Origin of the sequence: Mergibacter septicus, from assembly GCF_003265225.1 — a bacterium.
Lineage (GTDB): Bacteria > Pseudomonadota > Gammaproteobacteria > Enterobacterales > Pasteurellaceae > Mergibacter > Mergibacter septicus.
Genome location: NZ_CP022013.1, coordinates 957,770 through 974,597, shown reverse-complemented (window position 1 = coordinate 974,597; position 16,828 = coordinate 957,770). Strand labels below are relative to the sequence as shown.

General features: G+C 36.8%; 15 protein-coding genes. 11 read left to right on the top strand and 4 right to left on the bottom strand.

The window, feature by feature from the left end:
* Positions 1-3: 3 nt before the first annotated feature.
* Complete coding sequence (hisIE, locus tag CEP47_RS04590) at positions 4-621, top strand: bifunctional phosphoribosyl-AMP cyclohydrolase/phosphoribosyl-ATP diphosphatase HisIE (protein WP_261920742.1); 618 nt, start codon at positions 4-6, stop codon at positions 619-621.
* 69 nt (positions 622-690) lie between these two features.
* On the opposite strand, the gene CEP47_RS04585 is transcribed toward hisIE, so the two are convergent.
* Complete coding sequence (locus CEP47_RS04585; RefSeq protein WP_261920743.1) at positions 691-1,446, bottom strand: OmpA family protein; 756 nt, start codon at positions 1,444-1,446, stop codon at positions 691-693.
* A gap of 57 nt (positions 1,447-1,503) precedes the next feature.
* Positions 1,504-2,046 carry a hypoxanthine phosphoribosyltransferase gene (gene hpt, locus CEP47_RS04580; protein WP_261920744.1) on the bottom strand — a complete coding sequence of 181 codons (543 nt, stop codon included), beginning with the start codon at positions 2,044-2,046 and terminating at the stop codon, positions 1,504-1,506.
* 194 nt (positions 2,047-2,240) lie between these two features.
* On the opposite strand from hpt, the gene CEP47_RS04575 reads away from it, so the two are divergent.
* The 9 genes from CEP47_RS04575 to CEP47_RS04535 all read left to right on the top strand — a co-directional run bounded on the left by CEP47_RS04575 (position 2,241) and on the right by CEP47_RS04535 (position 13,819).
* Positions 2,241-2,816: an NAD(P)H-dependent oxidoreductase gene (locus tag CEP47_RS04575; RefSeq protein ID WP_261920745.1), complete on the top strand. Its 576-nt coding sequence runs from the start codon at positions 2,241-2,243 to the stop codon at positions 2,814-2,816.
* A 253-nt stretch (positions 2,817-3,069) separates the two neighbouring features.
* Positions 3,070-3,405 (top strand): preprotein translocase subunit YajC, encoded by a 336-nt coding sequence (gene yajC, locus CEP47_RS04570; protein ID WP_261920746.1) that lies wholly within the window; start codon positions 3,070-3,072, stop codon positions 3,403-3,405.
* 30 nt (positions 3,406-3,435) lie between these two features.
* Complete coding sequence (gene secD, locus CEP47_RS04565) at positions 3,436-5,280, top strand: protein translocase subunit SecD (RefSeq protein ID WP_261920747.1); 1,845 nt, start codon at positions 3,436-3,438, stop codon at positions 5,278-5,280.
* A 44-nt stretch (positions 5,281-5,324) separates the two neighbouring features.
* Positions 5,325-6,287 (top strand): protein translocase subunit SecF, encoded by a 963-nt coding sequence (secF, locus tag CEP47_RS04560; protein ID WP_261920980.1) that lies wholly within the window; start codon positions 5,325-5,327, stop codon positions 6,285-6,287.
* Between the two features lie 106 nt (positions 6,288-6,393).
* Entirely contained in the window at positions 6,394-6,879 is a 486-nt protein-coding gene (lrp, locus tag CEP47_RS04555) for a leucine-responsive transcriptional regulator Lrp (protein WP_261920748.1), read from the top strand.
* 63 nt (positions 6,880-6,942) lie between these two features.
* Positions 6,943-10,050, top strand: coding sequence for a DNA translocase FtsK 4TM domain-containing protein (locus CEP47_RS04550; protein WP_261920749.1), 3,108 nt, complete (start codon positions 6,943-6,945; stop codon positions 10,048-10,050).
* A gap of 11 nt (positions 10,051-10,061) precedes the next feature.
* Positions 10,062-10,685 (top strand): outer membrane lipoprotein chaperone LolA, encoded by a 624-nt coding sequence (gene lolA / locus CEP47_RS04545; RefSeq protein WP_261920750.1) that lies wholly within the window; start codon positions 10,062-10,064, stop codon positions 10,683-10,685.
* A gap of 14 nt (positions 10,686-10,699) precedes the next feature.
* Entirely contained in the window at positions 10,700-12,049 is a 1,350-nt protein-coding gene (locus CEP47_RS04540) for a replication-associated recombination protein A (RefSeq protein ID WP_261920751.1), read from the top strand.
* A gap of 309 nt (positions 12,050-12,358) precedes the next feature.
* The gene (locus CEP47_RS04535; RefSeq protein ID WP_261920752.1) at positions 12,359-13,819 is read left to right on the top strand and encodes a catalase; all 1,461 of its coding nucleotides are present in this window, start codon (positions 12,359-12,361) and stop codon (positions 13,817-13,819) included.
* A gap of 99 nt (positions 13,820-13,918) precedes the next feature.
* Here CEP47_RS04535 and mpl read toward each other — a convergent pair whose 3' ends face one another.
* On the bottom strand, positions 13,919-15,310 hold the full coding sequence (mpl, locus tag CEP47_RS04530) for a UDP-N-acetylmuramate:L-alanyl-gamma-D-glutamyl-meso-diaminopimelate ligase (RefSeq protein ID WP_261920753.1): 1,392 nt from the start codon (positions 15,308-15,310) through the stop codon (positions 13,919-13,921).
* Between the two features lie 193 nt (positions 15,311-15,503).
* Positions 15,504-16,313, bottom strand: a complete 810-nt coding sequence (locus CEP47_RS04525) for a hypothetical protein (protein WP_261920754.1) — start codon at positions 16,311-16,313, stop codon at positions 15,504-15,506.
* 96 nt (positions 16,314-16,409) lie between these two features.
* On the opposite strand from CEP47_RS04525, the gene gloA reads away from it, so the two are divergent.
* The gene (gene gloA, locus CEP47_RS04520) at positions 16,410-16,817 is read left to right on the top strand and encodes a lactoylglutathione lyase (protein ID WP_261920755.1); all 408 of its coding nucleotides are present in this window, start codon (positions 16,410-16,412) and stop codon (positions 16,815-16,817) included.
* The last annotated feature ends 11 nt before the right edge of the window (positions 16,818-16,828 follow it).

Here is a 16,828-nt window from a genome sequence, read left to right as displayed (position 1 = left end):
ATTATGGGCGATAAACAGATATTAAGTGAGATTGATTGGCAAAAAGTTGGGCAGTTATTACCCGTGATTGTGCAGAACGTTAATACCGCTGAAGTGTTGATGTTGGGATATATGAATCAAGCGGCATTAGAGAAAACACTAGCGGAAAAGCGAGTTACTTTTTTTTCTCGCACTAAACAGCGATTATGGACGAAGGGAGAAACCTCAGGCAATTTTTTACAGCTTGTCGATTATAGTTTGGATTGTGATCGAGATAGTTTATTAATTCTGGCAAATCCGCTTGGTAAAACTTGCCATCAGGGAACGGATAGTTGTTTTAGTCCAATTTCTGCTCACATAGATTGGGTGTTTTTCTCTAAACTAGAACAACTTATTCAACAGCGAAAAGGCGCTGATCCAAGCAGTTCTTATACTGCTTCATTATATGCGAAGGGAACAAAACGGATTGCTCAGAAAGTTGGAGAAGAAGGAGTAGAAACGGCGTTAGCGGCAACGGTAGAAGATCAAGCAGAAACTATCAGTGAAGCTGCTGATTTGGTTTACCACTTAACGGTGTTGTTACAAAATGCTAATTTGAATTGGTCGGCGGTGATTGAGAAGTTAAAGCAACGCCATCAATAGTGCTAAACTCATAAAAAATGGCTTTTAGGTGATCTAAAAGCCATTTTTAAATTTAGATGATCGTTAATCTTATTCAACAGAAATAACTACACGGCGGTTTGGACGCAAACACTCTCTTAATTCTTCTCCAGTTTCATTTTGGCACGCCTTAATTTGGTGGTCTTTTCCTAAGCCCACTGCAATGATTTTATCTGCTGGTACGCCTTGTTTGATTAAAAAGTCTTTGACGTTATTTGCCCGTTGTGCAGATAATTTATTGTTATATTCATCTGATCCAAGACGGTCGGTATAACCTTCAATTTTGATATGTTTTGGATCTATTGCTTTGAAGCGTAGGCTAGTTAAATCAAGTGCAATTTTGCTAAGTTTTTGTTCGCCTCTTTCGCTGATCTCAGCAGAATTGAAGTTAAATAAGAAATCACCATTAATTTCATAATGATAGCCACAACCAGCAGGTTTCCAGAGGAAAGAGGTGGCTTGTACTTTGTCATTAAATAGAATTTTAAATTGACAAATTTTGTGTTCCCCATTTTCTCGATAGTTAAAGACGTAGTCCCACTCACGTACTCCAAATAAGCCTTCATTAAAGTTTGGAACACCGATTAAATGCGAGATTTGATCTTTGCTCATACCTTGTTCAAGTTGGTGAATATTGTTCCAGTTTGGCCAAATGCCATATCCTTCGCCACCTTCAACACGAGAATCGGTAACTTTTGGCCATACGGGATTTGTTGTCGTACCTTCTGAGGTAATATTACTTAAATTACCGCAAGCGGTGAGGGTTAAAATTGTTAATGGTAGGAGAGCTTTTTTAAATAGTTTCATGCAATTACCTTTTATCATAAATAGAAATAACCTTATTGTACCTAGATAAATTGGTGATTAATTTTCTTCGAGTACAACTTTGCCGATAAAATCAAGATTACGATAATGTTGAGCATAATCAATACCATAACCAACAACAAATTCATCTGGGATACTAAAACCTACCCAATCGACAGGGACTTCAACTTCACGCCGAGATGGTTTGTCTAGTAAAGTGCAAATAGTCAAAGAAGCAGGATTGCGTAGTAATAGAATTTCTCTGACCTTTTCTAAGGTATAGCCCGTATCAATAATATCTTCAACAATTAAAACGTGTTTTCCTTTAATATCACCATCCAAATCTTTTGCGATTTTTACATCGTGGTTACTTGTCATATTGCTACCGTAGCTAGTGGTAGTCATAAAATCTAATTCTATTGGTTGTTCAATATGGCGAACTAGATCAGCCATAAACATAAACGAACCACGCAACAAACCTACAACGCAAATTTGTTGTTTAGGTTGGTGGTGGTAATAACGGCTAATTTCTTGACCAAGTTCAGCAATACGATTTTGCACGTCAGAAGAAGAAATAAGGGGTTCAATATGATGTTTTTTCATTTGAGATTCCAAAAATTTAGGCTAACTAAAAAATTTTAATTTATTATTATATAAAATTTTAACGCAGAAAACTTAAAATTTTTACTTGCTATGTTACTATTGAGTAAAATTATCCCTTCTTACAAAATCTTTAGACCTAGATTCAGCCTGTTATTACAGAATTGGATCGTATTTTTTAGATAAGGTAATTTTAGATGCAACATTTGATTATATATTCACATCCGAATCCAGACAGTTTCAATCACGCTATTTTAGAGCGGGTAATAAAGGCAAGTGAAGGGCTAGCGGAGGTTAATGTTCGTGATCTTTATCAGCTTAATTTTAATCCTGTGTTGAGTTTAGCAGAATTGAAAGGAGAGGTTGCAGATCACATTCGTCAAGAACAGCAGTTGATAACACAAGCCGACTTAGTTACGTTAATCTATCCGCTATGGTGGATGGGATTTCCTGCTATCTTAAAAGGCTATCTTGATCGGGTATTAGGCTATGGTTTTGCTTATACCTCAACTGAAAATGGAACAGTAGGGCTGTTGGGAGATAAAAAACTGCAACAATTTATCACACTAGGGAATAGCGTTGAACAGTATCAAGCAAAAGGCTTTGATCGTTCATTGCAGCATACCTTGCTTGATGGTTTATTTAATTTTTGTGGTATCACCGATATTCAATATCAAATGTTTGGTACTCTCCATTCGTTAAGCCAACAACAACGGATCGCTTTATTAGATAAAGTAGAACAGATTGTCAAAGCTCGTTTAACGGCAAGCTAATAATTTTTATCATTTTTTTATAGAATAAAAAGGTATTGAGCTAGATTAAGATTATTCTTCTCAGATTTTGGTCAAGAATGCTTAAAAATAGTTCAATTCAATCTCAAGATACTCAATATCATTTTCACATTAGTTGGTTTTTGTGCTATGTTTGGCGGTGGTTTTATCTACTGCTTTGTTGTTTGAATAGCACAAAGTGCTGGAGATAAAAGAAAGATAGGTTTTATTTACTTTTTATTATAAGGAAATTGATATGGGCTTAATTTCTAATGCTTATGCCGCAGGTGAAGCTGTACCACAACAAGGTGGTGGTTTACAAATGATTTTCTTGTTGGTGATTTTTGGGCTTATTTTCTATTTTATGATCTTCCGCCCACAATCAAAACGCAACAAGCAGCAACGTGAACTTTTAGCTTCATTAAGTAAAGGCGATGAGGTTTTAACTTCTGGCGGCTTAATGGGAAAAATCACAAAAATTTCAGCCGAGCAAGATTATCTTGTAATGGCATTGAATGAGAGTAATGAAGTGACGATTAGAAAAGACTTTGTTGTGGCAGTGTTGCCGAAAGGTTCTATTAAATCACTATAATTTTTTTATTCCTAGTAGGGGCATTTTATTGTGTTAAATCGTTACCCTTTATGGAAGAATTTAATGGTGATCCTTGTGGTCGCCATTGGCATATTATATGCCCTTCCAAATATTTATGGCGAAGATCCCGCTGTACAAATTTCTGGTACTCGAGGGGAACAAGCAACAGAAATGACGTTGACTGAAGTACAGCAGATTTTAGCCTCAAATCATCTTATTCCGAAAAAAATAAGTTTAAAGAATGGTACTGTACTCGTTAAATTCAACGATACTGAACAGCAGTTATTAGCTAAAGATAAAATAGCTGAAAAGTTAGGCAATAACTATTCAGTTGCGTTGAATTTAGCGCCAGCAACACCAATGTGGTTAACCGATATTGGTGCTGGGCCAATGAAGCTAGGATTGGATTTGCGTGGTGGTGTTCGCTTTTTAATGGAAGTGGATATGAATTCCGTGCTAGCAAAACAACAAGAGCAATTACAAGAGAATTTACGCACCGAATTGCGGAAAGCTAAATTCCGTTATGTTGCGATTAAAGGCGGTGAGAATTACGCCACGGTGGTAACACTTGCAAATAATATTTCAGCAGAAACTGTTAGCCGAGCTTTACAGCGTCAACACCCTGATCTTGATATTAAGATTACAGGACAAACCCTTACCTTATCTTTAAATGAAGCTACCTTAAACCGTTTACGCCAAAATGCAGTTGAGCAAAATATTACGATTTTACGTAAGCGTGTTAATGAATTAGGGGTAGCAGAGCCAATTGTACAACGTCAAGGGGCGGAGCGGATTGTGGTTGAATTACCTGGGATTCAAGATACTGCTCGTGCCAAAGAGATTTTAGGTGCAACCGCAACTCTTGAATTTAGAATGGTCAACCAAGATGCGAATCTTGATGCAGCGTTAAAAGGTTTGGTACCTGCTGATTCTGAATTAAAATATGATCGTGATAATCGCCCTGTTGTTTTGTTCCGTAAGACAATTTTAGGCGGAGAACATATCACTGATGCCAATTCTGGAAACGATGAGTATGGGCGTCCACAAGTTAATATTTCTCTTGATAGTGAAGGCGGGCATTTAATGTCTGAGGCAACTAAAGCTTCAATCGGAAAACCAATGGCAACCCTTTATAGTGAATATAAAGACAGTGGTAAGAAAGATGCCGAAGGGAAAACAATTTTAGTTAAACACGAAGAAGTAATCAATGTTGCGACTATTCAATCTCGCTTAGGGAATAGTTTTCGGATCACAGGAATTAATAGCCCTGCCGAAGCACAAAATCTTTCTGTGTTATTGCGTTCTGGGGCATTAATCGCGCCAATTCAAATTGTTGAGGAACGGACTATTGGACCATCATTAGGGGCGCAAAATATTCAACAAGGCTTACAAGCTTGTATTTGGGGCTTAGCGACAGTGATTTTATTTATGATCCTTTACTATCGTAAATTTGGTGTGATCGCTAATATCGCATTAGTAGCTAATATCGTGTTATTAGTCGGGTTAATGTCGTTATTACCCGGTGCAACACTTTCAATGCCCGGCATTGCAGGGATTGTTTTATCGGTCGGAATGTCAGTGGATGCGAATGTACTGATTTTTGAGAGGATTAAAGAGGAATTACGCAATGGACGATCTGTTCAACAAGCGATTAGTGAAGGATACAGTGGTGCATTTTCAAGTATTTTTGATGCGAATTTAACTACAATCTTAACTGCTATCATTCTCTATTCTGTTGGTTCTGGTCCAGTAAAAGGTTTCGCAATTACACTATCGCTAGGGGTTGCTATTTCAATGTTTACTGCCATCACTGGTACTCGTGCGATTGTTAATTTTCTGTATGGTGGCAAACGCATTAATAAATTATCCATTTAGATGGGGAGTAGTAAATGTTGAGTAAAACAAACGGAAATCGTAGTATGCAAAAGAATCAACAAGAAGTTGAACCTAGCATTAAATTACCTTATAAGCTTGTACCTTTTATGCGCTATCGCAAATGGGGCTATACTGTATCATTATTAGTGGTTGTTTTATCCTTATTCTTCATTTTTACTAAAGGGTTTAATTGGGGATTAGATTTTACAGGGGGAACAGTTGTTGAAACGACTTTTTCGCAACCTGCCGATCTACCGAAAATTCGAACTGTATTAGTTGAAAACGGTGTGCAAGGTGCAATAGTTCAAAGTTCAGGCGATTCGAAAAATGTTATTATTCGTTTACCTGCTTCGTTAAATAATCCGAACACTGGGACTTTTATTAAAAATATTTTAAGTAAAAATATTGATCCTCAAATTAAAATTAATAGTTTAGAGTTTGTTGGACCAAGTGTCGGTGCTGAATTAACACAATCTGCCATATATGCAACCCTTGCTACTTTAGGTATGTTGCTGTTATATGTCGGTTTACGTTTTGAATGGCGGCTTGCACTTGGGGCAATTTTATCTTTAGCCCACGATGTGATTGTTACTATTGGTATCTTTTCTTTCTTCCAGATTGAAATTGATCTGACTTTTGTTGCTGCAATCTTATCAGTTATTGGTTATTCTTTGAACGATAGTATTGTTGTTTTCGATCGTGTGCGTGAAAATTTCTGTAAAATTCGTCGGACAGAAACAATTGAAATCATTGATATTTCTTTGAGTCAGACCCTTTCTAGAACGTTAATGACTTCGGCAACCACTTTAATTGTTGTTTTAGCTTTATTATTATTTGGTGGTGCAAGTATCCATAGTTTCTCTTTAGCCTTATTAATCGGTATTGGTTTTGGTACTTATTCCTCAATTTATATTGCGATTGCATTAGCGGTTGATTTTGGTTTAAAACGAGAACATATGATCCCACCTAAAGTGGTGAAAGAAGGGGCGGAACTAGAAATGCCTTAGCATTTTCTGCTTAGAAGAACCGCCTGCAAGCGGTTCTTTTTTCACTAAAAGTCATACCATTTCGAATGATGTGGCGTCAATCAGATAATTGAAAGAGGTAAAGTAGATGATTGTAACGACTAAGCCAAAGAAAAATTTTGATTCAATTGATCTAAAAATTCTAGATGAATTGCAACGGAATGGGAAAATTTCTAATATTGATTTATCGAAAAAAGTCGGCTTATCCCCAACACCTTGTTTAGAACGGGTTAGACGTTTGGAAAAACAAGGGGTTATTATGGGATATAGGGCATTATTAAACCCTGAATTGTTAGATTCTCCTCTATTAGTGATTGTTGAAATTACCTTAGTCAGAGGCAAGCCTGACGTTTTTGAAGAATTTAATCGTGCGGTACAGAATTTAGATGATGTTCAGGAATGTTATTTAGTTTCTGGCGATTTTGATTATTTGTTGAAAACTCGGGTTGCAGATATGGCAGCATACCGCAAATTATTAGGTACAACTTTATTACGTTTACCCGGAGTAAATGACACTCGCACTTATGTGGTAATGGAAGAAGTGAAGCAAAATAGTTATTTACAGTTAAAATAGCGTTATAAATTGAAAAAGATGTTGAGTAATATAGAAAGAAAAAATCTTCAAGTGAAGTCAAAAATGATAGAGAAACCACTTTATTTCGGGCGTTTTTTGGCTGGTATGATGGCTTTATTTGGGGGGTATCTCTTGGTCGCTTGGGCAAGTTATACACCATTGGATAATGCGTGGTCAATCGCTAATGATCCTACAATGCTTCAAAATAAAGCAGGGGCTTTTGGGGCTTGGTGGATTGATCTCTTTTTTTCTTTTTTTGGTTACGTAGGTAATCTTATTCCTTTTATTGTTTTCTTTATTCCATTTTTTATCTTAACACGACAAATTTCATTGAGATCTTGTTGGCAAGTTATTTTACTCTTAATCGGTATCAGTTGTTTTATCACAGGATTATCCCTGTTAACTACCTTATTATCACCTAGTTTTAATTGGGAAAATGGTGGCGGAGCAATTGGCGGGCTATTAGGACAAATTTTATACCCTGTTTTAAATAAAGCAGGGTTGTTATTTGTGGCGATAGTTGCAACCTTCTGTGGCTTTTTATTAGGAGAAGGCACGGCATTTTTTAGGAGTATTGTTAATTTTTACCATTGGGTCAATGCGAAAGAGACAATTTCAGCTCCAATCGTAGATAGCACCGAAACAGAGTCGGAGAAGGTGTTTATCAGTGGATTAGATGAGCAAAAAAATACATCAAAAGATTCTGAAATAACCCAACAACAATCTTCTAATTCTGATAATCGGCTAAATGTTTTAGAGGATACTGCATCAATTGCGGATATTCTCAAACTAGATCAAGAAAAGAACGATTCTGTTATATTATCTCAACTTGAACCACAGGCTACACCAGAAGAAGGCGTTTCAAAAGCAGTGGAAATGGTTACTGTTGATAATAATTATACTCCACCAAATATTATTGGTTTATCCAAAACGGTAGATCCTGTTGAAACGGGTACCACTGAAAAAAATCCACTAGATTTTTCTGTTATAGAACAGAAAGCACAAGAAGAAAATACAGAGCAAGTAGAAAAAATCGCAGAGAGTATTTTACCTATTGTTAGTGTAGAGAATAGGAATGAGGACTTATCTGCACAAGCAGATACTTCAATCGTTGAAACAATAGCGGAAAACTCAAATTTAGCTTTGGCAAGTGAAGATCAAGCCGATGAGCTTGAAAATGAGCATCACGCAGAATTAGTTCGCCAGTTTAAAGAATTAGAGCGGCAAAAACGTCAAGAATTAGAACAGCGAGCAAAAGCATTAAATGCAGAAGATACTTTAAAAATCTTATTAGGTGAAGAACAAATCCCACCAACGACACCTCAAGAGAGTATTGTTGCAACAGAAGTTATTACCCAGCCTAATGTTGATCAACCTAATAAAGATGAGGTCGCCCAGCAACCAATAGCGTTGGCAGAAACACCAACGGTATCTTTGGTAGAAGCGTCTATCTTGCAAGTCAAACAGGTGGCAGAGCAGTCGTCAGTGGTAGAAATGGGAATAACTGAGGCTATACCACAGCCGATGATACAGCCACAAGCAGATGAAGTGAAACACGATGTAGTGGTAACTTCGGCAGTAGCGGAACAAGTGGAAGAAAATAGAGCTGAAACACAAAAACCACATTATAAACCTTATGCTAACAGTTTGATTCACCCGTTATTACAACCAAAAACATTAGAAAAACCGACGACACCAATGCCCTCTTTGGCGTTATTAGAACAGCCGAAAACTGAGCAAGCGGTAGTAACAGAAGGTGAAATAACCTCTATCTCTCAACGTATTGAACAACAGTTGCGTAACTTTAATATTAAGGCAACGGTTAAAGATGTCTTAATTGGTCCCGTTGTTACTCGCTATGATATTGAACTCCACCCTGGAGTAAAAGCCTCAAGAGTAACCAGTATTGAAACAGATCTAGCTCGTTCTTTGATGTTGGGGGCAATACGGATTGCAGAGATGATCCCGGGAAAACCTTATGTTGGGATTGAAACTCCGAATCGGCATAGACAAATTGTGGCACTGCGTGATGTTTTAGATAGTGAAGAGTTTCGTAATGCAACCTCTCCGCTATCAATGGCGTTGGGTAAGGATATTAGTGGTAAAGCAGTGGTTGTTGATTTAGCGAATATGCCACATTTATTGGTTGCTGGTTCAACAGGCTCGGGCAAGTCTGTTGGGGTGAATACGATGATTTTAAGCCTGTTATTTAAGGTTAAGCCAGATCAAGTAAAATTCATTATGATCGATCCGAAACAGGTGGAATTAAATGTATATAATGATATTCCACATCTGTTGACGGAAGTTGTAACTGATATGAAAAAAGCGGCTAATGCTTTACGCTGGTGTGTTGATGAAATGGAACGCCGTTATCAATTATTATCGGTATTAAGAGTACGGAATATAGAAGGATATAATGAAAAAATAGAACAGGCAGAGGAGATGGGATTACCTATTCCAAATCCGCTTTGGCGTCCCGGTGATACGATGGATCAAATGCCACCAGCTTTAGAGAAATTACCTTATATTGTGGTTATTGTTGATGAATTTGCTGATCTGATGATGATTGTTGGTAAGTCTGTCGAAGAATTGATTGCACGTTTAGCCCAAAAAGCACGAGCGATTGGTATTCATCTCATTTTAGCTACTCAACGTCCATCAGTTGATGTAATCACGGGGCTGATTAAATCCAATATTCCTAGTCGGATTGCGTTTACCGTTGCAAGTAAGATTGATTCTCGCACGATTTTAGATACTTCAGGTGCTGAATCTTTATTAGGAAAGGGGGATATGCTTTATTCTGGCACTAATAGTAACCAATTAGTTCGGGTACACGGTGCATTTATGACCACTGATGAAGTCGTGAGGGTGGCTGATGATTGGCGAGCAAGAGGTACGCCACAGTATTTAACTGAAATTTTGGAAACCTCAGAAGATGAACAGAATGATTCTGTCAATCGTTATGGTAGTGGGGAGTTAGATGATCGTTTTGATGAAGCGGTTGCATTGGTTCTTAATTCAGGCAATACCTCGGCGAATTATTTACAACGTAGATTAGGTGTGGGTTTTCCACGGGCAGCAAGAATTTTGGATCAAATGGAAGAACAAGGGATTGTATCATCACCTGTAAACGGCAAAAGAGAAATTTTAGACCGCCGTGGTGAATATTAGAGGATATTGGAATGAAAAAAATAGGGCATATTTTAGGCGGATTTCTCTGCCTTTTGTTAAGCCTACCGTTAGGATTCGCTGCACCCACAGCACAACAGGTTTTACTGCAACGTTTAGGCTTATTAAACTCTTTTTCTGCAACCTTTCAGCAAACGGTTAAAGATCCAAGTGGTAAGGTTATTACACAAGGCAGTGGTCTTTTGCAGTTAAAACGACCAAATTTATTTCGCTTGGATAATCAATCTCCACAGGAAAGCTTGATTGTTTCAGATGGTAAAACTTTATGGTTTTATGATCCTTTTATTGAACAGGTTACTGCAAATTGGCTCAGTGAGGTGATAAGTAATACTCCCTTTATCTTAATTAGCAGTAATGATCAGAATATTTGGCAACAGTATCAAGTCAGTCAAAAAGGCGATACCTTTACCTTCACACCAAAATTAAAGCAAAATCGGTTACGGCAATTTAATTTAGAAATTACGGCTAAAGGCGAATTAAAAGGGTTTAATGCCGTTGAACAAGATGGACAAATTAATTTGTATCAGTTGAAAAATATCAGCACAAAAGTGTTAGCGGATAGTCTGTTCCAATTTAAATTACCGCAAGGCGTTGAGCTTGATGATCAACGTAAATAATGGTGGGGAATGTTATGCAGTCGAATATGTCGTTTAATTTTGTTGAACAAGATTTTCGTCCCTTAGCGGCGAGAATGCGTCCAACAACATTAGATGAATATTGTGGACAAAGCCATTTATTAGGTATTGGTAAACCTTTACGCCAAGCGATAGAAGCAGGCTCTCTGCACTCAATGATTCTATGGGGACCACCCGGTACAGGAAAAACTACTTTAGCGGAGCTAATTGCTAAACGTCTTGATGCACAAGTTGAACGCCTTTCCGCTGTATCATCAGGAGTGAAAGAAATTCGTGAATCAATCGAAAGGGCAAAACAGAATAAGTTAGCACAACAGCGTACGATTTTATTTGTTGATGAAGTGCATCGTTTTAATAAAAGTCAACAAGATGCTTTTTTACCCTATATTGAAGACGGCACGGTAATTTTTATTGGAGCAACAACTGAAAATCCATCATTTGAACTCAATAATGCCCTGTTATCTCGGGCAAGAGTTTATCGACTAAAGGCTTTAACTACCACGGAAATAGAGCAGATTTTACTTCGAGCGATCAACGATCAAGAGGTTGGTTTAAAAAAGCAGAGGCTTGTGATTGAAGATAATTTGCTGACGCTCTTGGCAGAATATGTAAATGGCGATGCACGTTTTGCTTTAAACTGCTTGGAATTAATGGCAGATATGGCGGTTGAAGATCAAGACGGAAAGAAACTGACTCAGCAATTAATGGTTGAAGTATTAGGGGAACGCCAAGCTCGTTTTGATAAGCGAGGGGATCGCTATTATGATTTGATTTCTGCCTTACATAAATCAATTCGTGGTTCAGCACCAGATGCTGCACTGTATTGGTATGCACGTATTATTACGGCTGGTGGTGACCCACTTTATGTCGCACGTCGATTATTAGCAATTGCTTCTGAAGATATTGGTAATGCTGATCCTCGTGCGATGCAGATTGCTTTAAATGCTTGGGATTGTTATACCAAAGTGGGGGCAGCGGAAGGGGAAAGAGCGATTGCACAAGCGATTATTTATTTGGCTGTATCGGCAAAAAGTAATGCTGTTTATACCGCCTTTAAACAGGCAAAACGTCTTGCTCAAGAAACACCTGATTATGATGTTCCTCTCCATTTACGTAATGCACCAACAGAATTAATGCAAGAGCTTGGATTTGGGGCTGAATACCGCTATGCACATGATGAAGCTAATGCTTATGCGGCTGGAGAAAATTATTTTCCAGCTGAATTGGCAAAGACACAATTTTATTTTCCGACCGACCGAGGAATGGAAGCTAAAATCAAACAAAAATTAGCTTGGTTAAGAGAATTAGATCAAGAAAGCCAATTACAACGCTATCAAAGATCTTGAATTTATTCGCTAATAAATCATACTAAAACAGAGAATAGTCAGTGTAACCCATTGGAATTATTACAGTATAGTTTATAATCTACTTTTATAATTTATTGATAAAATATGACAACAACGAATTAGGAGTGTTGTCATAAATAATGAAAGATTTTTCCTTTTAATTTTATCTATTTTGATTTTTATAGCCTATCAAACAGATAGCTTGAGAATCTTGGGTAGATAAGTATAGTAGCGAAAAGATTAAAAATAGTTTTTATGTTTTTATTCTATTTTGCCTTTTCTTAAATCTTATGTTTGGAGAATTTTACTATGTCAAAATGTCCTTTTGATCATCATTCAGCTACTTTGACTACTGCAGCTGGTTCACCAGTTATTGATAATGACAATACAATGAGCGCTGGCGCAAAAGGTCCTTTATTATTGCAAGATGTTTGGTTTCAAGAAAAATTAGCTCATTTTGCACGTGAGCGTATTCCTGAAAGGGTTGTACACGCAAAAGGTTCAGCGGCTTTTGGTACCTTTACTGTAACAAATGATATTAGTGCTTATACTAAAGCAGCAGTGTTTTCTGAAGTTGGAAAACAAACTGAAGTATTATTACGTTTCTCTACCGTAGCAGGTGAGCGTGGTGCAGCAGATGCTGAGCGTGATGTACGTGGTTTTTCATTAAAATTTTATACTGAACAAGGTAACTGGGACTTAGTTGGTAACAACACACCAGTTTTCTTTATCCGTGATCCATTAAAATTCCCTGATTTCATTCACACACAAAAACGTGATCCAAAAACTAACTTACGCAATGCAGATGCAGCTTGGGATTTCTGGTCAAAACACCCTGAATCACTTCACCAAATTATGATTTTATTTAGTGATCGTGGTATTCCAACTGATTATCGTCATATGAACGGTTATGGTAGCCATACTTATAGCTTCATCAATGCAAATAACGAACGTTTCTGGGTAAAATTCCACTTCAAAAATCAACAAGGTCATCGTCATTATACTAATGAAGAAGCAGCGAAAGTGGTAGGTCAAAACAGAGAATCAGCACAAGAAGACTTATTCAATGCGATTGAACAAGGCGATTACCCACGTTGGGAAGTAAAAGTTCAAATTATGCCTGAAGCAGATGCAGCGAAACACAACTATAGCTTCGACTTAACTAAAGTATGGCCACACAAAGATTATCCATTAATTGATGTTGGTATTCTTGAATTAAATCGTAACCCAGCAAATTATTTTGCTGAAGTTGAACAAGCAGCGTTTGCACCATCTAACATCGTTCCGGGAATTGGTTTCTCACCAGATCGTATGTTACAAGGTCGTTTATTCTCTTACCAAGATGCACAACGTTATCGTTTAGGTGTGAATCATCATCAAATTCCAGTAAATGCACCAAAATGCCCATATCACACTACACATCGTGATGGTGCAATGCGTGTTGATTATAATGGTGGTGAGCATCCTAACTATGCACCAAATCGTTTTAATACCTATGTACCAACACACGATCAGGTTCCAGCTTTAACTTTAGAACGTGAAGCTGCGCATTTTAACTTCAGAGATTATGATACTGATTATTATAGCCAACCAGCTGCGTTATATAATCTATTCAATGATGAACAAAAAGCACGTACTGCGGCTAACTTTGCAGCATCATTAGCTGATGTTAAAGATCAAAACACTGTGCAAACTCAATTAGCACATTTTGAAAAAGTTGATCCACGTTTAGCGAATGATATTCGTAAACATTTAGGATTAACTAAATAATCTTTAATCGTTAATTTAATCCCCCTTAAAACCCTGTTTTAAGGGGGATTTTTTTATTTTCTTGATAATAGAAATTTGATGTAAAATTAGTCTTGCAGACTAATTTGCATCATTTTCTACTTGTGCTTTTTCTTTTAGCTTAGCGAATAATTTTTGATGGATACCACCAAAGCTACCATTACTCATAACAAGGATATGATCTGTTGGTTTAGCTTCCTCAACAATTTTATCAACTAGCATTTCTAAGTCGGCAGTCCAAGTTGTCGGTTGAATACATTGGTTAGTAATATCTACAACGTCCCACGGAATGTCATCAGGTTGTAAAATAAAAATATGATCGGCTCGAATTAATGATGGAGCAAGAGCAGTTTTATGAATACCCATTTTCATACTGTTAGAACGAGGTTCTAGTACGGCAAGAATTCTAACACCACCCCCTACTTTATCTCTTAAAGCGGTAAGTGTAGCGGATATTTCTGCTGGATGGTGAGCAAAATCATCATAGATAGTAATATCATTGACTTTTGCTTTCATTTCTAGTCGGCGATTGGCATTAATAAAGCTACCAAGTGCTTGGCAAGCATCTTCAATTTTAATACCTATTTGATGTGCGGCAGCAATAGCCATTAAGCCATTGAACATATTGTGTTGACCAATAATATTCCACTTAACTTCGGCGATCTTTTGTTGATGATGAAAAACACTAAACTGGGTGCAGTCGTTACGAAGACGTTCTGCAAACCACGCTTTATCTTTACCGATAAATTGTTGTTGACTCCAACATCCCATTGCTAGTGTTTCTTTAACACTGGTTTCATCTGCAAATGATAGAATTTGTCCTTCACTTGGCATCGTTCTGATCATATGATGAAATTGACGTTGAATAGCATTGAGATCATCAAAAATATCAGCATGATCAAAGTCAATATTATTAATAATTAAGGTTTTTGGGTTGTAATGAATGAATTTTGAGCGTTTATCAAAGAAGGCAGTATCATATTCATCTGCTTCAATAACAAAATATTCACTATCGCCAAGACGAGCTGATAAACCAAAATTACCACTAATCCCACCAATTAAAAATCCGGGTTTTTTACCGCATTGTTCTAAGATCCACGCTAACATACTGGTAGTGGTGGTTTTTCCATGTGTACCAGAAACCGCAAGAACCCAGCGATCTTTGAGTAAATTATCGTGTAACCATTGTGGAGCGGAAGTATAAGGTAGATTGTTATTTAAGATATATTCAACGCAAGGATTCCCACGTTTTAACGCATTACCAATTAATATAATATCTGGAGTTGGTTGAAGTTGTTGAGGATCAAAGTGTGGAATAATCTCAATTCCATTTTGAGTTAAAAACGTACTCATTGGTGGATATACATTAGTATCAGAACCCGTTACTTTATATCCCATTTCTCTGGCAATCATAGCAACACCACCCATAAATGTGCCACAAATGCCTAAAATATGAATATGTTTTTGTTTCATTGATTATCCTTATTCTCTTTAAATAAACAGTTAATTCAGTGTTAAACTTTTTATCTTATTAAATAGCTTTAATTAACCTTGAAGTGATTTTTTGCCCTATTATCAAGGAGATTGAACCTATTTTAACATAAATAAAAAGAAGCCGTTATGTTCAGAATATAAAGGGGGAAATTTTATATTCTGAACAGATCTTTTAATAGAATAATATAGGCAAGATTGAGGCTATTCCTAAAATAACCAAGACTACACTTAATGAAAGTGGTTTTTGTTGTAGTAGAGGTATCGCCCATAAGGCAAGTAGTATTAAATGCCCAATAAAGTATCCTGAGATGAAGATCGGTTCGGCGATATTGATTTTATTTAGGTATAAGTAAAATAGACTGCCAGCAGCAAAAATAGCACTAGTAAGTAATAAAATGGTCGCAATCAGAGGCAGTAGTGAGATAAAAACCTGTAAACGACTACGTGCAACAATTAATCCCCAATAGCAAAGTGCAATAGCGATATTGGCTTGCCAGAAAGGATTGTAAATTAAAGTGGTATTTAAATTTTGTAGTACCAATGGAAACAGTGCCAAGATAAATCCTAAACCTGCAACTAAAGCACCGAGTAAGAGTACGGAATGACGTAATTGTTTTTCTTTTGGTTGTTGCCAAGTGGTTATTGTTAGCAAAATACCGCAACAATAGGCTAAACGTAAAGGGACAAAAGCATTAACCTGTAACAGACTTAAGATTAACCAGATAATCCAAAAAATTAAAAAAAAGAGATTAAACTTACTTAGGCGATGGCGTTGTCCATTGCATAGTTGTCCTTTAAAAAAGATAAGTTGAAAGAGAGATTGTGCCAATAAGACCGCAAAAATAAAATGCGACATAATTAATTCAGAGGTTGGCGTGAACCAAAGAAAAGCATAATCGGCTGAGAGCAATAGTAATATTGGTAATAGAGATAAAAGAATATTTTTACTTTTATCTTGTAAACTAGATGGAACGGAAGCCATAGATTTCCTTAATTTTTTTGAAAAACCTGATTTGTATCACTAATTATGGCATAATCTTGTTATTTTTTGTAAGTATCAAGTGAAAAAGGAATGAAAATGAAGATTTTACATACAATGTTACGAGTAGGGAATCTTGAACGCTCAATCAAATTTTATACTGAAGTATTGGGTATGCGTTTATTACGCCAGAGTGAAAATGTTGAATATCAATATACTTTAGCTTTTTTAGGTTATGCTGATGAAGATAGTAGTGCAGTATTAGAATTAACCTATAACTGGGGCGTTGAACAGTATGACTTAGGTAATGCTTATGGGCATATTGCAATTGGTGTTGATGATATTTATCAAGTGTGTGAAAGCGTTCGCCTTGCGGGAGGAAAGATTATTCGAGAAGCGGGCCCAGTGAAAGGCGGAAAGACAGTGATCGCTTTTGTTGAAGATCCTGATGGCTATAAAATTGAATTTATTGAGAAAAAAAGTGCAAAAGCAGGATTAGGTAATTAATCGAACTATGA